Raw genomic sequence first — 25,937 nt, forward strand, 5'->3', positions numbered from 1 at the left:
TCCGGATCGCGGTCCGGCGGGATGCGCCGGGGGTGCGACTGTTTTCGCAGCGGTATTATCGTGGCGGCAGTATTATGCTGTCTGACCCAAAACCGTAACGTAGTTGGGGTAGGTTGCTTGGCCCGCCGACCGCGGCGGGGCGGTTCGGCCCGACCGGACTGTAGCGGCACCACCCATCACGCAAAAGCCCGAGGCTGCTGTGACCGAACTTCAGGACTTGGAAGCGACCTGCATCGAAGCGGACGCGCCGGAGCGCTTCATCAACCGCGAACTGTCGTGGCTGGCCTTCAACCAGCGCGTCCTGGATGAGGCGTCCAACCCGAACCATCCGCTGCTTGAGCGGCTGAGGTTCCTGTCGATTTCGTCCAGCAACCTCGACGAATTCTACATGGTCCGCGTCGCCGGCCTGAAGGGGCAGGTGGCTGCGGGGGTGAAGACACCCAGCGCCGAAAACCTGACCCCGGCCCAGCAGCTCACCGCGGTGAACCAGCGCATCGTCGAGCTGATGAACGCGCAGCAGACCATGTGGCGCAGCCTGAAGCAGGACCTGCGCGAGGCCGGCATCATGGTGGCCGGCGCCGAGGACCTGACCGAGGGGGAGAAGGACTGGCTGGAGGCCAAGTTCCTCGACGACATCTTCCCCATCCTGACGCCCATCGCCGTGGACCCGGCGCACCCGTTCCCCTTCCTGCCCAACCTGGGCTTCTCGCTGGCGCTGCAACTGCACGAGCCGGTGAAGGGGCGGCATCTCGACGCGCTGGTCCCGCTGCCGGCGCAGCTCGACCGCTTCATCCGCCTGCCGGGGTCGGAAATCCGCTTCATCCAGCTTGAGAAGCTGGTGATGCTGTTCATCGACCGGCTCTTCCCGCCGTTCCAGGTGAAGGCCCACGGCGTCTTCCGCGTCCTGCGCGACAGCGAGATGGAGATCGAGGAGGAGGCGGAGGATCTGGTCCGCACCTTCGAAAGCGCGCTGAAGCGCCGCCGCCGCGGCAGCGTCATCCGGCTGGCCACCGACGCCGGCATGGCGGCCGACCTGCGCGAGTTCCTACGCCACGAGCTGCGCGTGTCGAACGACGACGTGTTCGTCCTGGACGGGCTGATCGGCCTGTCGGACACCCGCCAGCTCATCGTCGACGAGCGGCCCGATCTGGTCTTCCGCCCCTTCAACGCCCGCTTCCCGGAGCGCATCCGCGACTTCGGCGGCGACTGCTTCGCGGCCATCCGCGACAAGGACATCGTCGTCCACCACCCGTACGAGAGCTTCGATGTGGTGGTGCAGTTCATCCGGCAGGCGGCGCGCGACCCGCAGGTGGTCGCCATCAAGCAGACGCTCTACCGCACCAGCAAGGACAGTCCGATCGTCGCCGCGCTGATCGAGGCGGCGGAGGCCGGCAAGTCGGTGACCGCTCTGGTCGAGCTGAAGGCCCGCTTCGACGAGGAGGCCAACATCCGCTGGGCGCGCGATCTTGAGCGCGCGGGCGCCCAGGTCGTCTACGGCTTCGTCGATCTGAAGACGCACGCCAAGGTGTCGCTGGTGGTGCGGCGCGAGAACAAGGCGCTGCGCAGCTACGTCCATTTTGGGACGGGCAACTACCACCCGATCACGGCGAAGGTCTACACCGACCTGTCCTTCTTCACCTGCGACCCGGCGCTTTGCCACGACGCGGCGGTGATGTTCAACTACATGACCGGCTACGCCACGCCGAAGCTGCTGGAGAAGATCGCCATCGCCCCGATCACGCTGCGCCAGAAGCTCGGCCAGCTGATCGACGCGGAGGTCGCCAACGCCGCCGCCGGCAAGCCCGCTCACATCTGGGTGAAGCTGAACTCGCTGGTCGATTCGGAGATCATCGACCAGCTCTACAAGGCGTCGCAGAAGGGCGTGCAGATCGACATGGTGATCCGCGGCATCTGCTGCCTGCGTCCCGGCGTCAAGGGCCTGTCGGAGAACATCCGGGTGCGCAGCATCGTCGGGCGCTTCCTGGAGCATGGGCGCGTCATCTGTTTCGCCAACGGCCACGCGCTGCCCAGCCCGCAAGCCAAGGTCTTCATCTCCTCCGCCGACTGGATGACGCGCAACCTGGACCGCCGCATCGAGACGCTGGTGCCCATCGAGAACCCGACGGTGCACGAGCAGGTGCTGGACCAGATCATGGTCGCCAACCTGAAGGACGAGGCGAACACCTGGAAACTCGGCCCCGACGGCGTTTATCATCGGGTGGAGGCTGGTCCGGACGCGTTCAGCGCCCATAACTATTTCATGACGAACCCCAGCCTGTCGGGGCGCGGCAGCGCGCTCAGCAGCAAAAAGACGCCGCCGCGGTTGAAGCTGCGTACGGTCATTTGATTGAGGACATCGGTTGCCTATGACGCCGGCGCAGGAACACACGGTCGCTACCAAGGCCGTCGAGAGGGTGGTCGACAAGGGCGAGCGGATCGCCGTGATCGACATCGGGTCCAACTCGATCCGGCTCGTCGTCTATGACGCCCTGAAGCGATCGCCCCTGCCGGTCTTCAACGAAAAGGTCCTGTGCGGGCTCGGCCGCGGGGTGGAGAAGACCGGTTGCCTGAACCCGGAGGGCGTGACCCAGGGCCTGGAGGCCCTGGAACGCTTCGCCCTGCTGGTCGCGGGCATGCGCGTCGGGCGGCTGGACGTCATCGCCACGGCGGCGGTGCGCGACGCCACGGACGGGGCGGCCTTCATCCAGCGGGTGAAGGACCGCACCGGCCTCGACGTCAGCGTCATCAGCGGTGAGGAGGAGGCGCGGCTGTCCGCCATGGGTGTGCTGTCCGGCACCCCCGCCGCCGACGGGCTGGTCGGCGACCTCGGCGGCGGCAGCCTGGAACTGGTCCGGCTGGAGCGCGGCGTGATTGGCGAGCATCTGACGATGCCGCTGGGCCCGCTACGCCTGATGGAGCTGAACCCCGCCAAGCCGAACGGGCTGGTCCGCGCCATCGACCAGCATCTGGAGAAGCTGGACTGGCTGGCCCAGATGCGCGGCAAGCCCTTCTTCCCGGTGGGCGGCGGCTGGCGGGCACTGGCCAAGCTGCACATGGAGCATGTGAAGCACCCGCTGCACATCATTCACCACTACACGGTGCCCTTCGCCGAGGCGCGGGACTTCGCCGCTCTGATCGCCAAGCAGAGCCGCTCCTCGCTGGAGAAGATGTCCGGCTCGCGCCGCAGGATCGACACGCTGCCCTACGCAGCGCTGGTGTTCGAACGGTTGCTGCGGATGGTCCAGCCGTCCAGCGTGGTGTTTTCGGCTTACGGGTTGCGGGAAGGGCATCTGTACGCGCTGCTCGATCCGGAGGGGCAGCGGCAGGACCCGCTGCTCGCCGCGGTGGAGGATTGGGCGCAGCGCTTCGTCCGCATCGGCGATCCGGCTCTTCTGGTGTCCTGGACCGGCAACCTCTTCGCCGGGGAGGATGACGCGGCTCTGAGGCTGCGGCAGGCCTCCTGTCTGCTCAGCGACGTGGGCTGGGCCGAGCATCCCGACTACCGGGCGGAGCACGCCTGCCTGCGCATCCTGCGCTACCCCTTCCCCGGCATCGACCATGACGAGCGGGCCTTCCTGGCGCTGGCCGTCTACGCCCGCTACGCCGGGTCCATCGATGGGCCGGGCACGCCCAACTCGGTCACCGCAGGGCCGCGGGCGCTGCTCAGCGACGCCCAGGCGCGCAAGGCTCTGGTTCTGGGACTGGCGCTGCGTCTCGCGCACACACTGACCGGTGGCGCCACGGCGCTGCTGCAGCGCACGGCGCTGAAGGTGTCGGGGGAGCGGCTGGTGCTGTCCCTGCCGGACGATTTCAGCGTGCCGGCCGGCGAGACGGTGCAGCGGCGCCTGGACGCGTTGGCGAAGGCGCTGAACCGCAAGGGTGAGATCGTGCCGCCGGCTAGGCCGCAAGCGGCGGAGTAAAGGTTTTTAACTCTCTCCCTTCCCGGGAGAGGGATGGACCTGCCGCGAAGCGGTGGGAGGGTGAGGGTGCCTTCAAGGATCAGTGCCTTGATATCCTCACACGGCCCTCACCCGCCTGCTTCGCAGGCACCCTCTCCCGGGGCGGGAGAGGGGATCAAACTGCAAAGGCCCTCACGCCACCTTGGCGTGGGCGATGGCTTCGCGGACGCTCACACCCTTGCGCAGGATGTTGTCCACGGCGCGGCCCTGCACCATCGTGATGCCGACCTTGTGGGCGTAGACGAGGCTCGACACGCTGTCGCAGCGCGCCAGGATGAACTTGCAGCGGTCCTGCTCCTGGATGCGCTCCATGAAGTACTTCTCGAAGGTCGGGTCCATCTCCAGCATGTCGTTGGACCAGAAGATCTTCGCGTAGTCGGCGTTCAAATATTCCAGATCGAAGTTCGTCACCCAGAAAGGATTCAGCCCGTCCACCGCGATCTGATAGCGGCGGTCCTGGGCGAACTCCACGACCTCGTTGAACAGCGACAGATTCTCGATCAGGTCGCCCTTGGAGATCTCCAGCACCACCTGCCCGCGGAAATCGAGGGGAAGCCGCTCGTCAAACTTCACGAAGCCGGTGGAGATGACCGTGGACAGGTTGATGTTGATGCCGATGCGCCGGCCCCGCATGAAGCTGAGGCCGTGGTTCAGTGCGCGCAGCACCGACTGGTCGAGATTGGCCGTGAAATAGTTGAACAGCCACTTGTTGGCCGTGATGTCGTAGTCCGGGCAGAGCCGTTCCTGAAGCAGCTTGATGGAGATGTAGAGCTCGAAATAGGCCATGTCCTCTTCGGCGTTGCGGCCGATGTTGGCGATGGCCTGGTTGAACAGGAAGGGCGACAGGTCGAACATCTGCATGGAGCGTTCGAGCTTCGCCATCTCCTCAAGCGTGATCGGCGGCTTCGTCTCGTTGGAATGATCGCCGGTCTCGTTGGCCTGCAATTCCTCAATGAAACGGATGACGTTGATGAAGTTCAACGCCAGTTCCATGATCGAATAGAGAGAGAATTCCTTGTAGGGGTTCGCCCCGGTCAGGGTCGTCTTGGCCAGGAAGATCTGCTCCACCTTCTGGCAGACGTCGGTGACGCCGGTCAGCTTCAGCCCCTTGTAGAGGATGATGACGTCGCCGTTGGAAATGTTGAAGGATTGCAGATAGGAGGCCTTGCTCGCCAGTTCCTGGATGATCGTGCGGACGATCATCTGGCTGGACGGGTCCTTGTCCCGCAGCAGCGACAGGTGCATGTGGATCAGTCGCATACCCTGCAGTTCGGATTTCGCAGAGCGGAGAAGATTCAGCAGCTTGTCGTTGTCAAATTCGGGTTTCTGGTCCTTCGCGGCGGCGACGGCAGCCTGCTTCTCCGTCGTGGAGAGGCGGACGCGGTCGCGTCCCATGGGTGGTTTGCCGCCGAACCTGCTCATACGCGAAATCCCCCGGGTGGGCGCATAGGGCGTGTGCGCACCTTATAGGCGAGAATTCCATCCGCGAACCACAACGCACCGATACACGGCATGGATACGGAGCCCGTGACTTATTAGCCCTGACCTTTTTTAACAATGCCTTAAAGCGCTGTTAATTGCGATGAATTGTTTCATAATTTTGGCTAAACGTCGCGACGCTGACCGAACCTGTAACCGGCCAATCCGACTCTTGCGCCATTCTGGAACGATTCTGGAAGGGGCCGTCTACGACCCCTCTCCATTGCCGGCCGGAACGACGCGGACACGGCGGTCGAGGACCGCCAATCCGATGCGTCCGCGCTTCAGCGCCAGCGCATCCTCGCCGAACAATTCCCGGCGCCAGCCCTGCATCGCGGGCACCTGGGCCTCGTCGTCCGCGGCGATCGCCTCCAGATCGGCGGCGGAAGCGATCAGCTTGGACGCCACGTTGTTCTCTTCGCACTTCATCTTCAGAAGCACGCGCAGCAACTCAACGATCGGTTGCAGGCCCGGCGGGGGCTCCTCGCGCGGCTCGACGCGTGGCAGCTCGGAGTCCGGCAGGTTCAGCCCCTTCTGGACGCAGGCCAGCACGTCGGCGCCCTGCCGGCCTTCCGCGAAGCCGCGGCCCATGCCGCGCGTGCGGGCGAGGTCGTCCACGCTGGTCGGGGCGTGGGCGGCAATTTCCAGCAGCGCCTCGTCCCGCAGCACGCGGGAACGGGGCAGGTCGCGGCGCTGCGCCTCGCGCTCCCGCCACGCCGCCAGTTCCTTGAGGACGGCCATGAAGCGTGGCTTGTTGGTCCGCACCTTCAGTCGCAGCCAGGAGCTGTCCGGGTCCGTCTGATAGGTGGCCGGGTCGGTCAGGACGGCCATCTCCTCCTCCAGCCAGTGGGCGCGGCCGGAGCGGACAAGGCGGCGCTTCAGCTTCTCGTAGGCCGGGCGCAGGTGGATCACGTCGGACAGGGCGTAGGTCAGTTGCCGCTCGGTCAGAGGGCGGTGCGACCAGTCGGTGAAGCGGCTGGACTTGTCGATGCGCGCCCCGGCCAGCTTGGTGACCAGCGTCTCGTACCCCACGCTCTCGCCGAAGCCGCAGACCATGGCCGCGACCTGGGTGTCGAACAGCGGGTGGGGAATCTGGCCGGACAGGTGCCAGAAGATTTCCACGTCCTGCCGGGCGGCGTGGAACACCTTGAGGATCGCCGGGTCCACCATCACGCGGAACAGCGGCGCCAGATCGATGCCCTCGGCAAGCGGATCGATGGCGACCGCGCCGTTCGGCCCGCCGACCTGCACGAGGCAGAGCTGCGGCCAATAGGTCTTCTCGCGCAGGAATTCGGTGTCGACGGTGATGTAGTCCACCCCGGCCAGCGAGCGGCAGAAGGCGTCAAGGTCTTCGGTGGTCGTGATGAGTGTCATGGCCGCTTCATACACGAGCGCGCGTCCGCGCGAAAGCTCGCCCTTCGGCAACTCTCCCAGCGTGCAGCGGACGCGGATGGCGGCTTGACATTCCCGCGCTGTCGGTGTGGTGTGTCGGGCCGCCTTTCCGCGCAGGATTCCGACCTTTTCCAAGGTGTTTCGACCCATGCACCCCTACCGCACGCACACCTGCGGCCAGCTTCGCGAAGAGAACGCCGGTCAGATTGTCCGCCTGTCGGGCTGGATCAACCGCAAGCGCGACCATGGACAGCTCCTGTTCATCGACCTGCGCGACCATTACGGCCTGACGCAGTGCGTGGTCGACACCTCCAACCCGGCCTTCCAGGCGGCGGAACGGCTGAAGCTGGAATCGGTCATCACCGTGACCGGCAAGGTGGTCAAGCGCACGGCGGAGACCATCAACGACCGCCTGCCGACCGGCCGCATCGAGGTGCAGATCGCCGAGCTGTCGGTGCAGGGCGAGGCGGAGCAGATCCCGCTGCAGGTCAACCAGGACACCGACGCCGGCGAGGACGTGCGCCTGCGTTACCGCTTCCTCGACCTGCGCCGCGAGCGCATCCATGAGAACATCCTGCTGCGCTCGCGCGTCATCGCGTCGGCGCGCCGCCGCATGATCGACCAGGGCTTCACCGAGTTCCAGACGCCGATCCTGACCGCCTCCTCGCCGGAGGGTGCCCGCGACTATCTGGTGCCGAGCCGCAACCATCCGGGCAAGTTCTACGCGCTGCCCCAGGCGCCGCAGCAGTTCAAGCAGCTGCTGATGGTCGCCGGGTTCGACCGCTACTTCCAGATCGCCCCCTGCTTCCGCGACGAGGACGCCCGCGCCGACCGCAGCCCGGGCGAGTTCTACCAGCTCGACTTCGAGATGTCCTTCGTCACCCAGGACGATGTCTTCGAGGCCATCGAGCCGGTGCTGCACGGCATCTTCGACGAGTTCGGCGGCTTCCGCCGCGAGACGCCGCCGGCCATCGACAAGCCGCCCTTCCGCCGCATCTCCTTCGCGGAATCGATGCTGAAGTACGGCAACGACAAGCCGGACCTGCGCAACCCGCTTGAGATCACCGACGTCACCGCCGTCTTCAAGCGCGACGACGTGGAATTCCGCGCCTTCAAGCAGACGCTGGAGAAGGGCGGCGTGGTCCGCGCCATCCGCGCTCCGAAGGTGTCCGACAAGCCCCGCAGCTTCTTCGACAAGCTGAACGACTGGGCGCGCGGTCTCGGCGCTCCGGGCCTTGGCTACATCATCTTCGAGGCGGCGGGCGGCAAGGGGCCGATCGCCAAGTTCGTGCCGGAGGCAGCCCAGGCGGAACTGCGCACGGCGGCGGGCGTGGAGGACGGCGACGCGGTCTTCTTCGTCTGCGACCAGCCCGGTCCGGCGGCCAAGCTGGCCGGCTTCGCCCGCACGAAGATCGGCGAGGAGCTGGACCTGATCGAGAAGAACGCCTTCCGCTTCTGCTGGATCGTCGACTTCCCGATGTACGAGCTGGACGAGGAGACCAACAAGGTCATCTTCAGCCACAACCCCTTCTCCATGCCGCAGGGCGGCCTGGAGGCGCTGAACACGATGAACCCGCTGGACATCAAGGCGTACCAGTACGACATCGTCTGCAACGGCGTGGAGCTGTCGTCGGGCGCCATCCGGAACCATCTGCCGGAGCTGATGTACAAGGCGTTCGAGATCGCGGGCTACCCGCCGGAGGAACTGGAAGCCCGCTTCGGCGGCATGCTCAGCGCCTTCAAGCTGGGCGCCCCGCCGCACGGCGGCTCGGCCCCGGGCATTGACCGCATCGTGATGCTGCTGGCCGACGAGCCGAACATCCGCGAGGTCATCGCCTTCCCGCTGAACCAGCGCGCGGAAGACCTGCTGATGCAGGCCCCGGCCCCGGTGGATCAGGCGCGCCTGCGCGAACTGCACCTGAAGCTGGACCTGCCGAAGCCGAAGGTCGCCGCCGAGGCGCCGAAGGCCGCCACCTGACGGTCCGGGATTTTCCCTCCCTTCCCGCTTCGGCGGGGAGGGGGGCGGCCAACAGAAAAGCCCCCCGTCCGTGAGGCCGGGGGGCTTTCTTGTTCAGGGCACCGGGAGGACGTCAGGCCGCGACGGTGCCGGAGCCGATCATGCGGTAATAGTTGGAGTCGACCAGGACGAGGCAGCTCAGCGTCTTCGCGTCGCCTTCGTCCTCCGTGCTGACCACGCGAGCATGCGGGATGCCGAACAGGGTCACGGTCTCCCGCACACGCCAGGACCGCCCGTTGGTCGCGCCAACGGTCTGGAACACCTGTCCCACCAAAACCTGCTTCTTGGCCATAGGAAAACCCTCATCCTGCTGTCGATGCGCGACACGAATCCGCGGCGGTGTGGTCACGCACCATGCACAGTTTAGGCCAGTTTCCTCAAAAGATGGCAAAATGAATTGTAACGAAATGCGCCATGGGCTGTGACCTTTGCATTCGCGCCTTTGCGTTCGGCGGTCAGCAGCCCGATTTCGGCAGGGCCTCCACCTTCTCCAGGATGGCGTTCACGGTGAAATCGCCGTAGTCGATCTGCATGGATTCGGCGACGCCGTTCTGCAGCAGCCGCAGGCTCATCTCATACTCCGGCTGGGCCGAATCGCTTTTCAGCGGGAAGAAGGCCATGCGCACCGGCCACGCCTTCTTGCCCTTCAACAGCGGGTCGGCGCCGTCCTCCTTGGCCTGGATGGCCGCGCCGATGACCGTGGACACCTCGGTCGCCCCTTCCGAATCGGCTCCGTCGAAGACGACCCGGTTGAAGAAGGTGTCACCCGCGCTGGCGTGGTCGAGCACCGCCAGGGTGTGGGCCGTCGGGAACATGGTGTTGGGGGGCAGTTCCATGTCCTGGGGCTCCGGCTTGGAGAAGGCGGCGGTGCCGCTGCCGTCCTTGGCCAGCCGGGCGTCGCCGCGCACCTCCTCGTCCTCCTCCCCGTTGATCAGCTTGCGGACGTTGAAGCGGTAACGCTGCCCGTCCTTGGCCTCCCACGTCGTGTAGTTGGTGGTCATCGCCATCTCATCGCCCTCGGCGTAGACGAAGCGGAGCTGGAAGCGCTGCTCCGTCGTCCAGCCGTCGCAGGCGTCGGCCCATTCGAACAGCATGCGGCCCCGCACGTCACTGACCTTGGAGCTGTTGCGGGCGGACAGCAGCGACATCTTGTAGACGGCACGATGAGGCAGGATGTTCGCCGCCGCTCCCACCGCCGCGCCGGCCGCATTGGCGGGGGCCGCTTGGGCCGCGCCGGTGACGGGAAGGGCAGTCAGGGACACCAGGAACGCGCCGAAGGTCGCGCAAAGGGCGAGGCGGGCGGCGGAGCGGCGGTTCTGCAAAGCGACATCCACAGGTGATTGGCAGCGTCGGATGGATTATGGGTGTTTCGGCGTCGGAGCGGAAGGCCCGACCCCCCGAATAAACGGAAGGCTGAGGACAGAAACATGCGCAGCGACTCTCCCGCATCACGGCCCGCACTCCTGGTGACCCGGCGCCTGCCCGACGCGGTGGAGGCCCGCGCCACGCGCGATTTCGACGCCCGGCTGAACCCGCAGGACCGCGCGCTGTCCGGTGCCGACATCGCCGCCCTGGCGGGGGAGACCGGCGCCGAGGGCATCCTGTGCACCGCCGGGGACCGGCTGGACGCCGCGGCCATCGCGGCCTTGCCCGAGGGCGTGCGGATCGTCGCCACCTTCTCCGTCGGCACCGACCATATCGACCTGAAAGCGGCCAAGGCCCGCGGCCTGATCGTCACCAACACCCCGGACGTGCTGACCGATGCGACCGCCGACATCGCGCTGCTGCTGATGCTGGGCGCGGCGCGGCGTGCGTCGGAGGGCGAGCGGATGATCCGTGCCGGCGCTTGGACCGGCTGGACGCCGACCCAGCTTCTCGGCACCCATCTGGGCGGAAAACGGCTGGGCATCATCGGCATGGGCCGAATCGGGCAGGCGGTGGCGCAGCGGGCGCGGGCCTTCGGCATGAACATCCACTACTCCAACCGGCGCCGTCTGCCCGCGGAGCAGGAGGCCGGCGCGGTTTACCATGCCGACCCCGAGGCGATGCTGGCGGTCTGCGACGTGCTGTCGCTGCATTTCCCGGCGACTCCGGAAACCACCCACTGGCTGAACGCGGAGCGGATCGAGCGCCTGCCGCCGGGGGCCATTGTGGTCAACACCGCCCGGGGCTCCGTCGTCGATGACGAGGCCCTGATCGCCGCTCTGGCCAGTGGGCGGCTGGCCGCCGCCGGGCTGGACGTGTTCGAGAACGAGCCGAACCTGCACGCCGGGTACCGCGGGCTGGAGAACGCCTTTCTGCTGCCGCATCTGGGCAGCGCCACGGTGGAAACCCGCAACGCCATGGGCTTCAAGGCGCTGGACAATCTGGACGCCTTCTTCGCCGGGGCGGCGGCGCCGGACCGTGTGGTGTGAGGGTGTCACGAGGGGGGCCGTCCGATCCCGGACAGGCCATTTGTTCGAAAGCCGTTCAAAAGAGAAAATAAATCAAAAATAGATAAAATTTTCCGTAATGGGCCGTTCTCCGGGCAGAATCTGCCCAGGGGGCGGCCTTGCCCGGCAGAAGTTGCCGGGACGAAAGGCCTAGGCTCCTGGAAATCCTCATATGGCACGGCGATTGCTGTGAATTCGGCGCAGCCAGTGCCGATCATGTGGAGAAAGCCCATGAGCGCCGTCGTGACCACCCAGGACCCGGACGTCATTGCCGCCGATCATCACGACGGACTGCCTTTCGACCGTGGGACCCACGACCGTCTGCTGCGAATGCCCCCTTTGCGTGGCTCCCGCATCGCCCATTCGGCGGTGCCCGTGACCGTGGACGCTTCGGCCCTGGAAAGCCAGCTTGCCGAAGCCCGCGCCACCATCGCCGAGCAGCGTGAACGGATCGCCTATCTGGAAAGCCTGTCCATGACGGACGAGCTGACGGGGCTGCTGAACCGCCGCGGCTTCTTCAGCCATTTCCGGCGCGAGATCGCCGCCGCGCGGCGGCAGCGGGCCAAAGGAAACGGCAAGGGCGGCGGGGTGCTGGTCATCATCGATCTGGACGGCTTCAAACGGATCAACGACACCCATGGCCATATGGCCGGTGACGCTTATCTGCGCCAGATCGCCCGGTTGCTCGTCGGTGCGGTCCGTGAGGAGGACGTGGTGGCCCGCCTGGGCGGGGACGAGTTCGCCCTGCTGCTGACGAACACCGACGCGGCCTGCGGCGCCGCCCGTGCCCGGCAGATCGCCACGACGGCGTGCCGGCGCGGCGTCCAGTGGAGCAACGCCGAACTGCCGATCCGTTTCTCCTTCGGGGTGCAGTCCTATGGGGCCGACGACCGTGAGGAGGAGGTGGTCCGCCTTGCCGACTCCCACATGTACCGCAACAAGGCCGGACGTCGCCCACGCTCGCCGGGGCGTAAGGCCGGACAGCCCGTCGCGCGTTCCACGGCGAACCGGCGGGCCACCGCCTGAGCCGGGCCGGCGCGCGACCCCCGGATCGGTCAGCCTGTCGCACCCCCCAGGCCGCGCTTGACCGGACGGTGATCCCACCGCAGCATCTGCACCTTTCCGTCGCAAAGGTGCCCGCTCTGAACACGTCTTCGGATCGCCCGAATCCCCCGTCGCCCCACCCCCCGGCCGAGCAATCTTCCATCCACGCTGCCGCCGACGCGATACAGCCGCACGGCGCCCTGGTGGCGTTGCGCAGCGATGGCGCGACGATCCTGGCCTGCAGCGCCAACACGGCGGAATTCCTCGGCTTGGCTCCGGAGCGGCTGTTGGGCCGCAGCGTCGACGTGCTGGAACTGCCGGAGCTTGCGGCGCTGCTGGAGGGATTGGCCGCCTTGCCGCCGGGCCTGCGGGCTCTGGGGCTGCATGCGGTCGTGACGCCGCCGGGTGGGGAATCGCTTCCGGCGTTTCTTCACGAGCATGGCGGGCGGGTGATCCTGGAGGTGGAGCGGCCGTCCGCCGGACCGGAGAGCCGCGGCGCCGCGGCACCGCCGCCCGGCCCGATGCCGGGGCTTGCCACCCTCCGCGACGCCGCGGGGCTGGAGGCGATCGCCGCCCACACCGCCCACACCGTCCGCCGTCTCACCGGGCTGGACCGAGTGATCGTTTGCCGCTTCGACGCCTCGGGCAACGGCGAGGTGGTGGCGAAGGATCAGGCGCCGGATTGGAACCAGGCCGCCCCGGACCTCCATCCCGGAGCGGCCCTGCCGGCGGCCGCCCTCGATGGCGCCCCGGACGCGAGCCCACGGGTGCGCGTGATCCCCGATCATGCGGCGGAGCCGGTTCCCCTGCTGCACGCCGACGCCACGGTTCCGCCGCCCGATCTGGCCCACGCGCAGTTGCGCAGCCCGGCGCCGGCCCGGCTGGATTTCCTGCGGCGGATGGGGGCGGGGGCGGCCCTGACCGTGCCGGTCGTCCATGGCGGAAAGCCGTGGGGGGTGATCTCCGGTCATCACCGGCGCCCTCATGGGGTGCCGCTGGCCACGCGGATGCTGGCGGCTATGGCCGCCGACGCGCTCAGCCTGATGCTGGACACCGCCGAACGCGCCGTGGAGCGCGAGCGCCGCATCGCGCAGGCGGCGCGGCAAGCCGAGGTGAACCGGGCCAAGTCGGACTTCCTGACCGGGATGAGTCATGAGCTTCGCACCCCGCTGAACGCCATCATCGGCTACGCCGACTTCCTGCTTCATCCGGGAATCGGCCCGCTGACCGACCGGCAGCGCGATTGCATCGGCAACATCCGCGCCTCGGGCGCCCATCTTCTGGAACTCATCAACGACGTGCTGGACCTGTCGAAGATCGAAGCGGGGCATGTCGCGTTGCACGAGGAGGATGTGGACGTCGCGGTCGTGGTGGGCGAGGTCTACGCCCTTCAGGAACTGTCGCTGACGTCTGCGGGGCTGACCTTCGACGCTTCGTTTCCCCGGCCGCTGCCGCGCTTGCGCGCGGATCGGCGATCGCTGCGGCAGATCCTGCTGAACCTGCTGTCCAACGCGGTCAAGTTCACCCCGGCCGGCGGGCGCATCGCCATCGACGTGACGCGCGCGGAGGATCTGACTGGAACCGGCCTGCGCATCGCCGTGATCGATACGGGAATCGGCATCCCTGAGGAGCACCGCCTCACCGTGCTGGAGCCCTTCCGTCAGGTGCCGGGCGAACGCATCCGCAACGGCGCCGGAACCGGTTTGGGCCTGTCCATCGTGCGCTCCCTGGTGGAGGCCCATGGCGGGTGGCTGGCATTGTCCAGCACACCGGGGCAGGGAACGCGCATCGACCTGCACTTCCCGCCGGAGCGGGTGATCGCATGAGGGAATCTGTGGAATCATGGGGACTTCGCGGCCGGCGGCGGATCGCGGGCGGTATCGCTAACGACAATTTAACCGTCGCGGCGGGACAGTGAACGGGCTATACCGGTCTCTCCGGGTGTGGTCGCTGCAAGCAGGAGCGCGGGTGGCACGATGCTCGCGGAACCGAACAGCCCCAAGAAGGCGCCGATGGACGACCGAACCGTGAAGCGTGTCCTGATCGTCGAGGACAACGAGCTGAACATGAAGCTCTTCCACGATCTGCTGGAAGCGCACGGCTACGCGACGCTTCAGACCCGCAGTGGGATGGACGCCCTGGCCATGGCGCGGGAGCACCGTCCGGATCTGATCCTCATGGACATCCAACTGCCCGAGGTGTCAGGGTTGGAGGTCACGCGTTGGATCAAGGACGATCCGGCGCTCAAGTCCATTCCGATCATCGCGGTGACCGCCTTCGCCATGAAGGGGGACGAGGAGAAGATCCGGGAAGGCGGTTGCGAGGACTACATCGCCAAGCCGATCTCGGTGACGAAGTTCCTGGAAGCCGTTCAGAAGTTCCTCCGCTAACCTGTTACGGGATCGGTCGCACGTTCCATGTCCGCTCGCGTCCTCGTCGTCGACGATGTCCTTCCGAACGTGAAGCTGCTCGCGGCGAAGCTGACGCGCGAGTATTTCAACGTCATCACCGCCAGCAATGGTCCCGAGGCGCTGGAGATGGTGCGGCGGGAGTCGCCGGACATCGTCCTGCTCGACGTCATGATGCCCGGCATGGACGGGTTCGAGGTGTGCGAGAAGATCCGCTCCGATCCCACGACCATGCACATCCCGGTGGTGATGGTCACCGCCCTGTCCGACGGCGCCGACCGCGTGCGCGGGCTGGAGGCCGGAGCCGACGATTTCCTGACCAAACCGGTCAATGATGTCGCGCTGTTCGCGCGGGTGCGGTCGCTCGTCCGCCTGAAAATGATGATGGACGAATGGCGGCTGCGCGAGACGACCTCCGGCCAGCTGGGGGTTCTCGAGCCGACGGGCACGTTGAACAGCGAGTCCTTCGAGAGCGCCCGCGTTCTGGTGCTGGAGGATTCGCGTCTCGATCTGGACAAGGTCACCGAGACGCTGAGGCGCGACCACGCCCACGTGATGGCCGCCGACACCTGCGCCGCGGCGCTGGAGCGCGCGCAGGGCGACGATCTCGACCTCGTGGTGATCAGCCTGACGCTGATGAACGAGGATGGCCTGCGGCTGTGCTCCCAGCTCCGCTCGCACGAGCGGACCCGGCAGCTACCGATCTTGCTGATGGTGGAGGAGGGCGACCTGACCCGCGCCGCCAAGGGTCTGGAACTCGGCGCCAACGACTACATCAGCAAGCCCATCGACCGGAACGAGCTGCTGGCCCGCGCCCGCACCCAGATCCGGCGCAAGCGCTATCAGGAGCGTCTGCGCGCGAACTACGAGCAGAGCCTGTCCATGGCGCTGACCGACAGTCTGACGGGCGTCTTCAACCGCCGTTACATCAACGCGCATTTGCCGCGGCTGCTGGAGCGGGCGATCGACAACCACAAGCCGGTGGCGATCCTGCTGTTCGACATCGACCATTTCAAGGTCGTCAACGACAGCTACGGCCACACCGTGGGCGACGAGGTGCTGAAGGAGGTGTCCAACCGCGCCAGCCGCAACCTGCGCACCTTCGATCTGGTGGCGCGGCTGGGCGGCGAGGAGTTCGTGGTCGTCCTGCCGGACACCGATGCCGAAGCGGCGCTGACGGTGGCGGAGCGGCTGCGCGGACGGATCGCCGACACGCTGTTCAAGGTGTCCGCCGACGTGGGCGAGATCCCGGTCACGGTGTCGATCGGCGTGACGGTGGGCGGCCGGCTGGGCGACACCGCCGAGGGGCTGATCCGCCGGGCCGACGAGGCGCTGTACGAGGCCAAGCGCGCCGGGCGCAACTGCACCATCGCCGATCCTCCCGCCAAAGCCCTGCTGTCGCCCTGACGGATGCCGCCCTAACGGATGTCACCCTGACGGAACCGGGCCCGGCAGGGGAGGCAAGGCAGCATACAGACAAGCAAAAGGCCGCCGGAAGGCGGCCTTTCTGATTCCGGAAGTCCGGGAAACCTTACTTGATCTTGGCTTCCTTGAACTCGACGTGCTTGCGCGCCACCGGGTCGTACTTGCGGAACGACAGCTTCTCGGTGGTCTTCTTCGGGTTCTTCTTCTTCACGTAGAAGAAGCCGGTGTCAGCCGTGCTCACCAGCTTGATGAGGACGGTGTTCTGCTTCGCCATGATCTCAATCCCGACTAAAAATCCGTGACCCGCCAGCCCGGCGGGGCGGCGTCGTAGCGGGGGAAGATACCCGCTACAGCCGCGATGTCAAGCCTTTGTAAAGTGGCTGGAAGGGCCGATCCGAGTCCTTTTTTTTACCGCAATTCTGGACGGAAAACGACTTAGCGCTCCGCCACCGTGTTGGTGGAGGACAGGGCGACCGCGCGCTGGTAGAGCGCCGGTTCGGCGAGGAGGCGCAGCGCCACCTTCAGGTCCAGTTCCGGCTCATGCTCCTTCCAGGGGCAGGCTTCGCGCAGGCGGGCCAGCGCCTCCTCATCGTCGGCGGCGCGGGCGCGCCAGCCGGCGAACTGGGTCATCGGACGCGCCCGCCCGTCGCGCAGGTCGGACAGCAGGGCGATGGGGTCGTCCTGGCCGGTGCGGCTGGTGCAGACCGTCGGCTGCACGCCCTGGCGGTGCAGGGTGTAGCCGGCGGGCGTGTAGATGCGGCTCCAGGTCAGGAACAGTTCGCCGTCGTTGGGCAGGCGTGTCACCGTCTGGACGCTGCCCTTGCCGTAGGAGGAGGCACCCACCACCACCGCGCGGCCCGAATCCTGGAGCGCCGCCGCCACCACCTCGGCGGAGGAGGCGGAACGCCCGTCCACCAGAACCACCAGCGGCATGCCTTCGGCGATGTCGTCGGGGCCGGCCTCGAAGCGCTGGCGGCTGTCGGGGTGACGGCCCTCGGTCGTGATGATCTTGCCCTGGGCGATGAACAGGTCGGCCACGGCGACCGCCTGGTCGAGCAGGCCGCCGGGGTTGCCGCGCAGGTCGAGCACGAAACCGCGCAGGCCCTTGCCCATGCTCTGCCGCGTCGACAGCACGGCCTCGCGCAGATTGGACGCGGTGGCGGCGTTGAAGCGGTCCACCTTCAGCACGCCGACCTGCTCGGACACGCTGGCGTTTACGGTGTTGGGAACCACGCGCTCCCGCCGGAGGGGGGCGCGGCGCGGCGGGGTGTTGTCGCGCGCCACGGTCAGCAGGACCATCGTCCCGGTCGGACCGCGCAGCCGGTCGCGCATGTCCGCCTCGCTCAGGCGCGCGGTCAGATCCCCGTCGATGGCCAGAAGCTGGTCGCCGCTGCGGATGCCGGCGCGGTCGGCCGGGCTGCGCGGCAGCACGTTGCGGATCAGGGTGCGCCCGTTTGCGGTTTCCAGGGACAGGCCGATCCCGCCATAGCCCTCACGTTGGGCGCGCTCGCTGGTGGCGCGCTGGGTGCCGGTGTAGCGGGAGTAGCCGTCCAGATCCGTCATCACGGAATCCAGGACCACCTGATAAACCCGCTCCGGCACCGCCTGATAGAGGGTGGGGGAATAGAGGCGGGCGCGCTCCACCGCCTTTGTGGTCAGGGCGGCCCAGCCGGCGGCGTCGGACAGTGACGGGGCGCCATACTCCCCGATCAGGCTCCCGGAGACGTACAGGCGTACGGTGTTGCCCTGGCGCTCGGCGCGAGCGGTTGGATCGATGGTCGCGAGCCCCTTCAGCCCGTCCAGGCCAAGCCGACCGAAATCGACCTGTTGAAGATAGACTTCGGCGATCTTGCCGTACGCGACGGCGAAGACCTGCTCGCTGATGAAGGCGGGCTCGGTCGCGGCGGCGACCGGAAGGGGCAGCGTTCCGCCGAGGCTTCCGAGGCCAACGGCGAACATGGCAGCCGCGAGTGGGACCGACAGACGCCCTCGCGGAGAAAATCCTCGTTTCCGTATGCCCATGGCGCGCCGTACGCGGCCTCCTTTCCCACAGGCGGACCCGGACGGTTGCCCGCCGGATTCGAATGGATAAGGGATAGCACTTCAGAAATGAGGGCTGGCGGGACAAAAGACGGGGGCAAGACTCTTTGTCGTGGAATGTCCACCACTGTGACTCAGCGGCCACGCTTCCGTTGCTTTTGGGTTGCGCGTCCCGCGAAACGGGCATTTCGCGGGGGGCGATCCGGGTGGCCGGATTGCAACGGATGATCGGTGCCGCCAACCAAGCTTCCGGCCAGTTCGCCCTCGGCGCGGGCCAGGGCGAACAGGGTGCTGCCGGTCAGCGGGTCGGCCTCCATCAGCACCACCCTCACCGCGGCGCCCAGCCGGTAGCTGCGGCCGGTGCGCTGGCCGACCAGGGCGTGGGCGCGCTCGTCGTGCTCGTACTGGTCGTCGGGCAGGGTGCTGGCGGGGATCAGGCCGTCGGCTCCGTTCTCGTCGAGCCGGATGAACAGGCCGAAGCGGGTGACTCCGGAAATCCGCCCGGTGAACAGGGCGCCCACGCGGTCGGCCAGGAAAGCGGCGGTGAAGCGGTCGATGGCGTCGCGTTCCGCCGTGGCGGCGCGGCGCTCGGTCATCGAGATGTGCTCACCGATGTCGGTCAGCCCGGCCATGGCCGCGTCGTCCAGCCCGCCCGGTCCCAGCCCGTGGGCGCGGATCAGCGCCCGATGGACGATCAGGTCGGCGTAGCGGCGGATCGGCGAGGTGAAATGGGCGTAGCGGTCGAGCGACAGGCCGAAATGGCCGATGTTCTCCGGGCTGTATTCCGCCTGCGACTGGCTGCGCAGGATGACCTCGCTGACCAGTTGCGAGTCCGCCGTTCCGGCGGCGCGGTCGAGGATCGCGGTGAAATGCGCCGGGGTCAGCCGGGGCACCCGCGGCAGCGTGTAGCCGATGCCGGTCAGGAACTCCCGCAGCGTCTCCTGCTTGTCGAGCGACGGCTGGTCGTGCACGCGGAACAGGCCGGGCATGCCCGCCCGCTCCAGGCTGTCCGCCGCCGCGACGTTGGCGCAGATCATGAATTCCTCGATCAACCGATGGCTGTCGAGGCGCTTGCGCGGCGCGATCTCCGCCACCCGCCCGCGCTCGTCCAGCCGGACGCGGCGTTCCGGCAGGTCCAGCTCCAGCGTGCCGCGCCGCTGCCGGGCCGCCCAAAGCCTAGCATAGGCGCCGTAGAGCGGGGCAATGACCGTCTCCATGAGCGGCTCTGTCGCCTCGTCCGGCGCCCCGTCGCGGGCCGCCTGCACCTGCTCGTAGGTCAGGCGGCCGGCGGAGCGCATCAGACCGCGCACGAAGCGGTGCCGCCGGAGCGCGCCATGGCGGTCGATCCACAGATGCGCCGCAAGGCAGGCGCGGTCCTCCTGCGGGCGCAGCGAGCAGAGGTCGTTGGACAGCGCCTCCGGCAGCATTGGCACGACGCGGTCGGGGAAATAGACGGAGTTGCCGCGCTCGAAGGCCGCCCGGTCCAGCGCCGAATTGGGACGCACGTAGAAGGCCACGTCGGCAATGGCGACCACCATGTGCCAGCCGCCTTCGTTCGCCGGGTCGGGGTCCGGCTCGGCCCACACCGCGTCGTCGAAATCGCGGGCGTCGGCGCCGTCGATGGTCACCAGCGGCAGGTTGCGCAAGTCGGTGCGCCCGGTCAGGGCGGGCACTGCGGCGTGCGACGCCTCGCGCAGGGCGGCGGGCGGAAAGTCGGTGGGCAGCCCGTGGGTGTGGACGGCGATCAGGCTGACCGCGCGCGGCTCTGCCGTGTGGCCCAGCCGCTCCGCGACGCGGGCCTGCGGCAAGCCCATCCGGGCCGCGGGCAGCAGATCGGCCAGCACCAGCTCGCCCGGCTCGGCGTCGTTGCGGTTGGCCGGCAGGACGAGCAGTTCGGTCTTGTTGCGCTTGTCCGTGGGGACGATGCGCCCGCCGTCCGCCGCGGGGTAATAGACGCCGAGAACGCGCCCCACCGTGCCGTCCAGCCGCCGGATGGTGCGCGCCTCGTAGAGCCGGTCGTTGATGCGGCTCAGCTTCGCCAGCACCCGGTCGCCGGTTCCCAGGGTGGGATGGCCCTTCTTCTCGGGCATCATGAAGATGCGCGGTGGGTTTCCCTCGCCCGTCCAGGTGATCGGGCGGGCGCTGACCTCACCGTCCGGATCGACGCCGGTCACCTCCAGCACGGCGACTTCCGGCAGCGACTGCGGTGGGGCGACGCGCTTGTTGCGCCCACGTTCCACGGCACCGTCGGCCTCCAGCTCCTTGAGAAGCTCCTTCAGTCTTTCGCGGTCGTCGCTGCCCGACAGCTTGAAGGCACGCGCGATCTCGCGTTTGCCGACCGGCGTCGTGCTGGAGCGGATGAAGGAAAGGACCGTGTCCTTATCGGGAAAGCTGCCGGAGCGGCGGGGCGTGTCGTTCAAGGGAATTCGTGCCGTGGAAGGTGGACCGCATAAGTAAGTCCTGGAGGCGGCAAATCCAACCGCGCCGCCATGGCGCCACGACAACAACGCTTCAAAAGCGCGGGTTGGCCATTTTAAAATGACGAGGTGTTACGGACGGCGATGCCAACCGGCCTCTGGTTCGGCCAAAAACAGAAAAGATGAAGGAGAAAGTTGGTTGGGGGACTAGGATACGGAATAGCCGCCCGAACTATCCTTGGAAGTCAACATGTTGGCAACGATGTTAGCCGGACTGTGGAGTAGTATGCGGGAGTGCTCAAGCTGAAGCTACCCAGCCAGCAGCGCGGCTCCAAGAGCGCGCCACCGCCTGACCGCCTTGCGCCGGTTGGCCGCAGCCTCCCGGCGCAGAACGGTCCAGTTGTCGACGGCTGCGAACAGCGCCCTGAGGTCCGGCGCCGCGTCGAGTACCTCCTCGTGCGCGGGCCACGGGGACCGCTCCAGTCCCCGCGCCCGCGCCCGGGCGTGAGCGCACGCTGCGGCGACAAGGGCGTCGGGCACGCCGTCCGCCTCGTCCCGCGCGGCCCGGATCGCATCCCGATCAGGACCGGCGATGTGACGGCAGACGGACAGCGCCGGGCCGCCGCGCATCACGGCGACCCCGGGGCCGGAGGCGGCGGGCCGTCCGGCGGCTGGGGGCCGTCGTCCTCCTCGGCGTCCTGAGGACGACGAGGACCCGACGGTTTCGGCGCGGCCGGACCGGCTGCTGGCTGGTCCTCGGCCGCGAGTGTGGCGCCCCGGCGCTGCCACTCCTGCACCTCCGGGACAAGTTCGTACGGCTCCCGTCCCGCAAACCTGCTCTGGTCGGCTTTGGGGAGGGAGTCGATATACGCGCCGATCTCAGGACTCGGCGGGTCTTCGGACTCGCCACGCAGGTACGCCAGCGCGGCTCGGGCGGTGGCGGCCTTGTCCTCAACGCGCTCGACGGCGGCGCGGACGGTGGCGGTTTTGGCTTGCTCGCGCTCCCACGCCCGCCGGACGCGCTCCGGGGGCTCGTAGTTGGTAACGACGACGCCTTGGCGCTGCGCCTCCAGCCAAGCACGCTGGAGGAAATCCTCCGGCCCCCGGATCTCCATGTGGCCGCGCCACTCATCGCGCGCCTTGTGACAGAGCGCCCTTAGGGCGTCCTCACTGGCCGGGCCGTGTATCGTAACGCGGTTGCCGGTATCGTGCAGACGACTCCGCCCGAGCGACACCCACGCGCCATCATGGCCCTCGACGACGTCGGTGTAGCCGCGCTCGCGCCAGCGTTCGGCAAGGCTATGCGTCTGCTCGGGCGTCGGAGCTTGGGCAGGGCCACGCCCCGAACGCAGGGCGGGCGGCAGCCATTCGACGGTGTCCCGCTCCCAGCCCAGCGAGTCGGCGGCAGCCCCCGCGAAGCCCTTGGCGGCACCCTCGCCCTTGGGGCCGCCCCAGTGCCGGACGGCCCCGCCCTTGTGGTCGATCTCAACCCAAGAGTCGTCGCGAAATTGCACGCGGGTCACGTCGGGCTTCTGCACATCGACCATGTACGCGCCTGCGGCCGCCTCGGCAGGCAGGCCGGGGAGCCTGCGACGCAAGAGCTCGGTTTTCACCTCTTGCTTGTTCGCCTTGTACGGGACCTTGGCAGTTTTGGCCATTTCGACCTCCGTTTCGAGAGCAAAGGTTTCCAGTCGGCGCCGGGCGCGAACCGCCCCAACGTGTTGCTGTCGGCGCGACGGCTGAGGCGGCTCTCCAGCGTCCCGCTGTCGGCGCCAACGAGCGGTGTCGCGCTCGCCGACGGTCGGCTCCGGCGCGTCGTCGAGGCCGCGTTCGCGGCGGCTGCGGTGGTCGGCACGGGCGACACTGCCGACAGCGCGAAGGGCGCTATTGATCTCCTCGGCCCACCGCTGGCGCTCGCGCCGGAGGGCATCGCCCGGGGCGCCCCCGTGACGGCCGCCGCTTTCGAACATCGCCTCCAGGGTCGTGTTTTTGTTCTTGGCGAGCCCCGTCTCTCGGCTCGCGTCGAGAGCGCGGGGCGTCAAAAGGACATGCGCGTGCGGCTGCTCGTCGCCGTCCGCGGCGGACGGAGCATGGAGAGCGACGTCGGCCACGGCCCCGGCGGCGACGTAGGGCTCTACGGCGCGCCGAATGAACGCTTCGCGCTCCTCCGGCGGGATTTCTCGCGGAACGCTGACAAGTACCTCGCGGAAGGTCACCGCCCGGGGGTGCTTCTCGGCCAGTTCGACGCGCGACCAGAGCTCGGCCCGGTCGTAGACCCATGCCGGGGCGTTGGCGGGCGCGGCGATGAAGGTCGCTGTGATCCCGTCCTTGCGGCTGTAATCGAACGTCCGGCCAGTCCTGGCGTCCGTCAACTTGGTGCCCGCTCGGTAGGCCGCTGCCGCGACGGCAGAACGGCCTTGGCTCCGCTGGCCGACCTTGACCTCGACCCTGTACAGGGCCTCGCTGGTGGGGCGGGTGCGGGGCCGCGGAAGCACATCAGTCCTCCCCGAACTCGTCGACGTACTCGCGGTAGGCCGCCTCCACGTCCGCATACGCCGACCATTCGTCATCTGAGTGGCCGCTGTAGACGTCCTCGCCACAGTCGATGTGGTGTATGAGCCAATCCCAGCCGTCGTCAGGCTCGTTCGAGCGCGGCCAGACAGACAGTCGATAGACACCGCGGGGCGTCCAAAACACCGGCAGGCCGTCGTAGCCCGTGCCCTCTTCCCATTCGCTGCTCGACATGGCGGGTCACCCCTCCGCGTAGGCGGCTTGGATGCCGCGCCACAGCCGGTCCCACACAGCGCCGCCGACGACGCAGCCTTCCGGGGCGATGTTCCAGAGTGCCTCCGCCTCCGGCGTACCGTTGGCACGCTGAAGGCGGCCACCAATGCGGCCGAGTTCGACAAGCTCGTCCTCGAGACGGGCGAGGACGTGAGCTTGCTCGACGGGGAGGAGGCTGTCGGAGTCGGCGGCGGGGAAGCTGTCGAGGTCGAAGTCGTCGTCGCCGAAGTCGTCTTCGGCGAGGCGCCGCATGACTTCTTCGTTTGTGCCGTACTCGGCCATGTCATGGACTCCTTTTCCTTGCCTGACCGGCGAGGTCCGCGGCAACTACTTCGGAGTTGCTTAACCGCGCCCTTCATAAATTCGGGTTTCTGAGTTCTACATTGCTTCTTGTTCTTCTGATCTCAACCTATTTCTTCTTAGGCGACATCGAGGACTTGGCGGAGAGCAACTTGGCGACGGAAAAATTGACCGCGCTACTACAGCGACGCGCGCGATTGGACGCGCAGATAGCCGCCGCGAAGCGGGCGGAGTCCGACGCGGCACGGAGGGCGGACACACGCCGGAAAGTGGTCGTCGGCGCGGCCCTCCTCAGCGCGGCCCGGCAGGATCCCGGGCTGCGGAAACTGCTCGCGGAAACGCTCGGTCGGGTGCTCAACGAGCGCGACCGGGCGCTGTTCGCTTCGGGTGACGGAGCCGCCGGGGATCTCGTCCTGCCCGGGGCTGAGGGCGCCGTCCCGGAGACGACGGAAGCCGCGTGTGGAGGAGGCTGGGTTGAGAGCGGGCACGCTGGCTGAGTCCGGGTCCGCCGGGCTCGCGGGGGTCGTTGCGGCGGTCGCTGAACTGGCGCCCTCGGCGTCGGCTGCGCTCGTCGTCGCGGCGGCGGTGTCGGCAGTCGGCTGCTGGCGCGGGGCGCTGCCCTCGATGGCTCCGGCCGCCTACCGTGCCGTCGTTGCGAGCGTCGTCCTTGGGGCTGGGGTTGTTGCCGACCCGGCAGAGCTCCCACGGCAAGCGGCGTGGTTGGCTGGGGTCGTCGAGAGGGCGCTCCGGTGAGTCGGCTCTACGTGCTGGGGGATGGTCAGGTGCGCGCCCGGCCGCTGACGAGGCCGGAGGCCATTCCTGGGCTCGACGGGTCGCTCGTCGCCGCGCCCGGCCGGGTAAGCGACGCGGCCGCCGGGCTGGTCGGGTGGGTCGCCGCCGAGGTCGCGCGGGTCGCCCCTTGGGCGCGGTGCTACTGCGCCCCACAACTGTGGTCCTTGCGCCCGGCCGACGACGCACTCTCTGACGTCCTCCCGCCGGGCGACCAACGCCGCGACCGACGGGGGCGGACGTGGGTCGGACTCGGAGGGCAAGCGTGGCACGCCGATGGCGTCCTCGCGCTCTCGCTGTCGCGTCCATACCGTGTCGCGGAGTACACGCATCACGAGCTCTGGCACATGATTTCTCGGCGCTTGCCCGCCGCCGACCGAGAGTTAGTCCACGGCGCGGCACGGCAGGCGTTGCCGCTTGGCAACGCCTACGCCGACGACGAGGAGGAGCGTGCCGCCAGACTCTATGCGGCGTGGACCGGGGCATGGCTCCACGGGCTGCCGTCGCGAGCGTCCGAGTGTCCAGTCGAGGCGGTGCTCTGGAGCGTCTACAGCGGCGGCGCCGGGGCCGCCTTGGCGTAGCGGGTGCGGCATGCCGCCGCAGGGCGCCGGGGTGGCGAGGCCGTCTTTCCTTGGAGGGCAAGGAAAGACGAAGCCCAGAACAAGGACAGTATCATCCGAAAGCTAATTGTCAACATTACTATGCTTTCCCTTGCAAATCCGGGCAATCAGTCGGATTTTGTTATCATGTTGACACGGGAACCCACCTATCTTACTCCGCTTGCGCAGACAATAACGGAGTAACTCTTGTGGACTGGGAAAAGATTGTTCGGGCCTGCGACCACTTCCCGGACGCCGCCAGACTCGTCGCGTCCGGCCTGGCGCGCCGGGACGCCGACGTCATGGTCTACTCGTGCGCTGGTGGGTCTGATGCCCGCGACGACGCTGCCGAAATAGTCGCGGCCGGTCTGGCGTACGGCCTCCTGCTTGGCGAGGTCGAGGACGACTTGGCTGTCCGGTTCGGCCGCTTTTCAGCCGACGTGTCGTTCGTCGATGGCCGCGTCGAAGCGGCCGTCGATCCATTCGACGCGGCCGATGCTGGGTAGCGCGCTCGCCGTCCCCGCTTTCCAGCCCGGCGGCTTCCGCCGGGCCGGAGCGAAGCGGAGCATGTCCACAGGCCAGCCAAAGCGCCTTCCAAAGCGCAACTTGGCTGGCTTGTGGGCATGTGCGTAAGCGGGGGCGGCGTCCGGAGCCGAGGATTCCCGCAGCCGCGCCGCGCCCGGCGCCCTCGGCGCCCCTCTCCCCCTGGGGGAGGGGGGCAGAGAGGATTCCCTCCGGCGGGGAGGGGGACGGAACCCGTCCTGTTGTCGCGCTGGGGCCGCCCTATTGGGGCGCTCTGGTGCCTTGCAAGATTCCGTCCCAATGATGTCGGTATCGGGCTTTTGAGACGAA

The 25,937-nt window shown here is 67.8% G+C and carries 21 protein-coding genes; 11 read left to right on the forward strand and 10 right to left on the reverse strand.

Annotated elements, in window-relative coordinates:
* Nucleotides 1-199 precede the first annotated feature (199 nt).
* Nucleotides 200-2,347, forward strand: coding sequence for an RNA degradosome polyphosphate kinase (locus ACWPXE_RS09795; protein ID WP_237905800.1), 2,148 nt, complete (start codon nucleotides 200-202; stop codon nucleotides 2,345-2,347).
* Between the two features lie 19 nt (nucleotides 2,348-2,366).
* On the forward strand, nucleotides 2,367-3,920 hold the full coding sequence (gene ppx / locus ACWPXE_RS09800) for an exopolyphosphatase (RefSeq protein ID WP_454017649.1): 1,554 nt from the start codon (nucleotides 2,367-2,369) through the stop codon (nucleotides 3,918-3,920).
* 171 nt (nucleotides 3,921-4,091) lie between these two features.
* On the opposite strand, the gene ACWPXE_RS09805 is transcribed toward ppx, so the two are convergent.
* Together ACWPXE_RS09805 and rnd are read right to left on the reverse strand one after the other, a co-directional pair.
* The gene (locus tag ACWPXE_RS09805; RefSeq protein ID WP_040134396.1) at nucleotides 4,092-5,381 is read right to left on the reverse strand and encodes a hypothetical protein; all 1,290 of its coding nucleotides are present in this window, start codon (nucleotides 5,379-5,381) and stop codon (nucleotides 4,092-4,094) included.
* A gap of 264 nt (nucleotides 5,382-5,645) precedes the next feature.
* Nucleotides 5,646-6,812 carry a ribonuclease D gene (gene rnd / locus ACWPXE_RS09810; protein ID WP_454017650.1) on the reverse strand — a complete coding sequence of 389 codons (1,167 nt, stop codon included), beginning with the start codon at nucleotides 6,810-6,812 and terminating at the stop codon, nucleotides 5,646-5,648.
* 166 nt (nucleotides 6,813-6,978) lie between these two features.
* On the opposite strand from rnd, the gene aspS reads away from it, so the two are divergent.
* Nucleotides 6,979-8,808, forward strand: a complete 1,830-nt coding sequence (gene aspS / locus ACWPXE_RS09815; protein ID WP_237905803.1) for an aspartate--tRNA ligase — start codon at nucleotides 6,979-6,981, stop codon at nucleotides 8,806-8,808.
* A gap of 112 nt (nucleotides 8,809-8,920) precedes the next feature.
* On the opposite strand, the gene ACWPXE_RS09820 is transcribed toward aspS, so the two are convergent.
* Nucleotides 8,921-9,139 carry a hypothetical protein gene (locus ACWPXE_RS09820; RefSeq protein ID WP_014197454.1) on the reverse strand — a complete coding sequence of 73 codons (219 nt, stop codon included), beginning with the start codon at nucleotides 9,137-9,139 and terminating at the stop codon, nucleotides 8,921-8,923.
* A gap of 163 nt (nucleotides 9,140-9,302) precedes the next feature.
* A complete protein-coding gene (locus ACWPXE_RS09825; protein WP_454017651.1) occupies nucleotides 9,303-10,169 on the reverse strand; it encodes a cell envelope integrity EipB family protein in 867 nt (288 codons plus the stop codon).
* Nucleotides 10,170-10,274: 105 nt separating this feature from the next.
* Between ACWPXE_RS09825 and ACWPXE_RS09830 the strand changes: the two genes are divergently transcribed.
* The 5 genes from ACWPXE_RS09830 (at nucleotide 10,275) to ACWPXE_RS09850 (ending at nucleotide 16,138) form a co-directional block, all read left to right on the forward strand.
* Nucleotides 10,275-11,261, forward strand: coding sequence for a 2-hydroxyacid dehydrogenase (locus ACWPXE_RS09830; protein ID WP_454017652.1), 987 nt, complete (start codon nucleotides 10,275-10,277; stop codon nucleotides 11,259-11,261).
* 249 nt (nucleotides 11,262-11,510) lie between these two features.
* On the forward strand, nucleotides 11,511-12,305 hold the full coding sequence (locus tag ACWPXE_RS09835; protein ID WP_454017653.1) for a GGDEF domain-containing protein: 795 nt from the start codon (nucleotides 11,511-11,513) through the stop codon (nucleotides 12,303-12,305).
* Nucleotides 12,306-12,412: 107 nt separating this feature from the next.
* On the forward strand, nucleotides 12,413-14,149 hold the full coding sequence (locus tag ACWPXE_RS09840) for an ATP-binding protein (protein ID WP_454017654.1): 1,737 nt from the start codon (nucleotides 12,413-12,415) through the stop codon (nucleotides 14,147-14,149).
* A 186-nt stretch (nucleotides 14,150-14,335) separates the two neighbouring features.
* Nucleotides 14,336-14,713: a response regulator gene (locus ACWPXE_RS09845; protein WP_041812620.1), complete on the forward strand. Its 378-nt coding sequence runs from the start codon at nucleotides 14,336-14,338 to the stop codon at nucleotides 14,711-14,713.
* A 27-nt stretch (nucleotides 14,714-14,740) separates the two neighbouring features.
* The gene (locus tag ACWPXE_RS09850) at nucleotides 14,741-16,138 is read left to right on the forward strand and encodes a PleD family two-component system response regulator (RefSeq protein ID WP_454017655.1); all 1,398 of its coding nucleotides are present in this window, start codon (nucleotides 14,741-14,743) and stop codon (nucleotides 16,136-16,138) included.
* Nucleotides 16,139-16,262: 124 nt separating this feature from the next.
* On the opposite strand, the gene rpmG is transcribed toward ACWPXE_RS09850, so the two are convergent.
* The 6 genes from rpmG to ACWPXE_RS09880 all read right to left on the reverse strand — a co-directional run bounded on the left by rpmG (nucleotide 16,263) and on the right by ACWPXE_RS09880 (nucleotide 23,679).
* Nucleotides 16,263-16,430 carry a 50S ribosomal protein L33 gene (gene rpmG, locus ACWPXE_RS09855; RefSeq protein ID WP_012974790.1) on the reverse strand — a complete coding sequence of 56 codons (168 nt, stop codon included), beginning with the start codon at nucleotides 16,428-16,430 and terminating at the stop codon, nucleotides 16,263-16,265.
* 161 nt (nucleotides 16,431-16,591) lie between these two features.
* On the reverse strand, nucleotides 16,592-18,115 hold the full coding sequence (locus ACWPXE_RS09860; RefSeq protein WP_454017656.1) for a S41 family peptidase: 1,524 nt from the start codon (nucleotides 18,113-18,115) through the stop codon (nucleotides 16,592-16,594).
* 215 nt (nucleotides 18,116-18,330) lie between these two features.
* The gene (rnr, locus tag ACWPXE_RS09865) at nucleotides 18,331-20,616 is read right to left on the reverse strand and encodes a ribonuclease R (RefSeq protein WP_454017657.1); all 2,286 of its coding nucleotides are present in this window, start codon (nucleotides 20,614-20,616) and stop codon (nucleotides 18,331-18,333) included.
* 626 nt (nucleotides 20,617-21,242) lie between these two features.
* A complete protein-coding gene (locus ACWPXE_RS09870) occupies nucleotides 21,243-23,183 on the reverse strand; it encodes a MobA/MobL family protein (protein ID WP_454017658.1) in 1,941 nt (646 codons plus the stop codon).
* A complete protein-coding gene (locus tag ACWPXE_RS09875) occupies nucleotides 23,110-23,358 on the reverse strand; it encodes a hypothetical protein (RefSeq protein WP_454017659.1) in 249 nt (82 codons plus the stop codon). Before ACWPXE_RS09875 ends, ACWPXE_RS09870 begins: the two co-directional genes overlap by 74 nt.
* Nucleotides 23,359-23,364: 6 nt before the next feature.
* The gene (locus ACWPXE_RS09880; RefSeq protein WP_454017660.1) at nucleotides 23,365-23,679 is read right to left on the reverse strand and encodes a hypothetical protein; all 315 of its coding nucleotides are present in this window, start codon (nucleotides 23,677-23,679) and stop codon (nucleotides 23,365-23,367) included.
* Nucleotides 23,680-23,780: 101 nt separating this feature from the next.
* On the opposite strand from ACWPXE_RS09880, the gene ACWPXE_RS09885 reads away from it, so the two are divergent.
* The 3 genes from ACWPXE_RS09885 (at nucleotide 23,781) to ACWPXE_RS09895 (ending at nucleotide 25,591) form a co-directional block, all read left to right on the forward strand.
* Nucleotides 23,781-24,194, forward strand: coding sequence for a hypothetical protein (locus tag ACWPXE_RS09885; protein WP_454017661.1), 414 nt, complete (start codon nucleotides 23,781-23,783; stop codon nucleotides 24,192-24,194).
* 702 nt (nucleotides 24,195-24,896) lie between these two features.
* Nucleotides 24,897-25,067: a hypothetical protein gene (locus ACWPXE_RS09890; protein WP_454017662.1), complete on the forward strand. Its 171-nt coding sequence runs from the start codon at nucleotides 24,897-24,899 to the stop codon at nucleotides 25,065-25,067.
* Nucleotides 25,068-25,294: 227 nt separating this feature from the next.
* Nucleotides 25,295-25,591, forward strand: coding sequence for a hypothetical protein (locus tag ACWPXE_RS09895; RefSeq protein WP_454017663.1), 297 nt, complete (start codon nucleotides 25,295-25,297; stop codon nucleotides 25,589-25,591).
* The last annotated feature ends 346 nt before the right edge of the window (nucleotides 25,592-25,937 follow it).

It is taken from the genome of Azospirillum sp. Marseille-Q6669 (assembly GCF_965111635.1).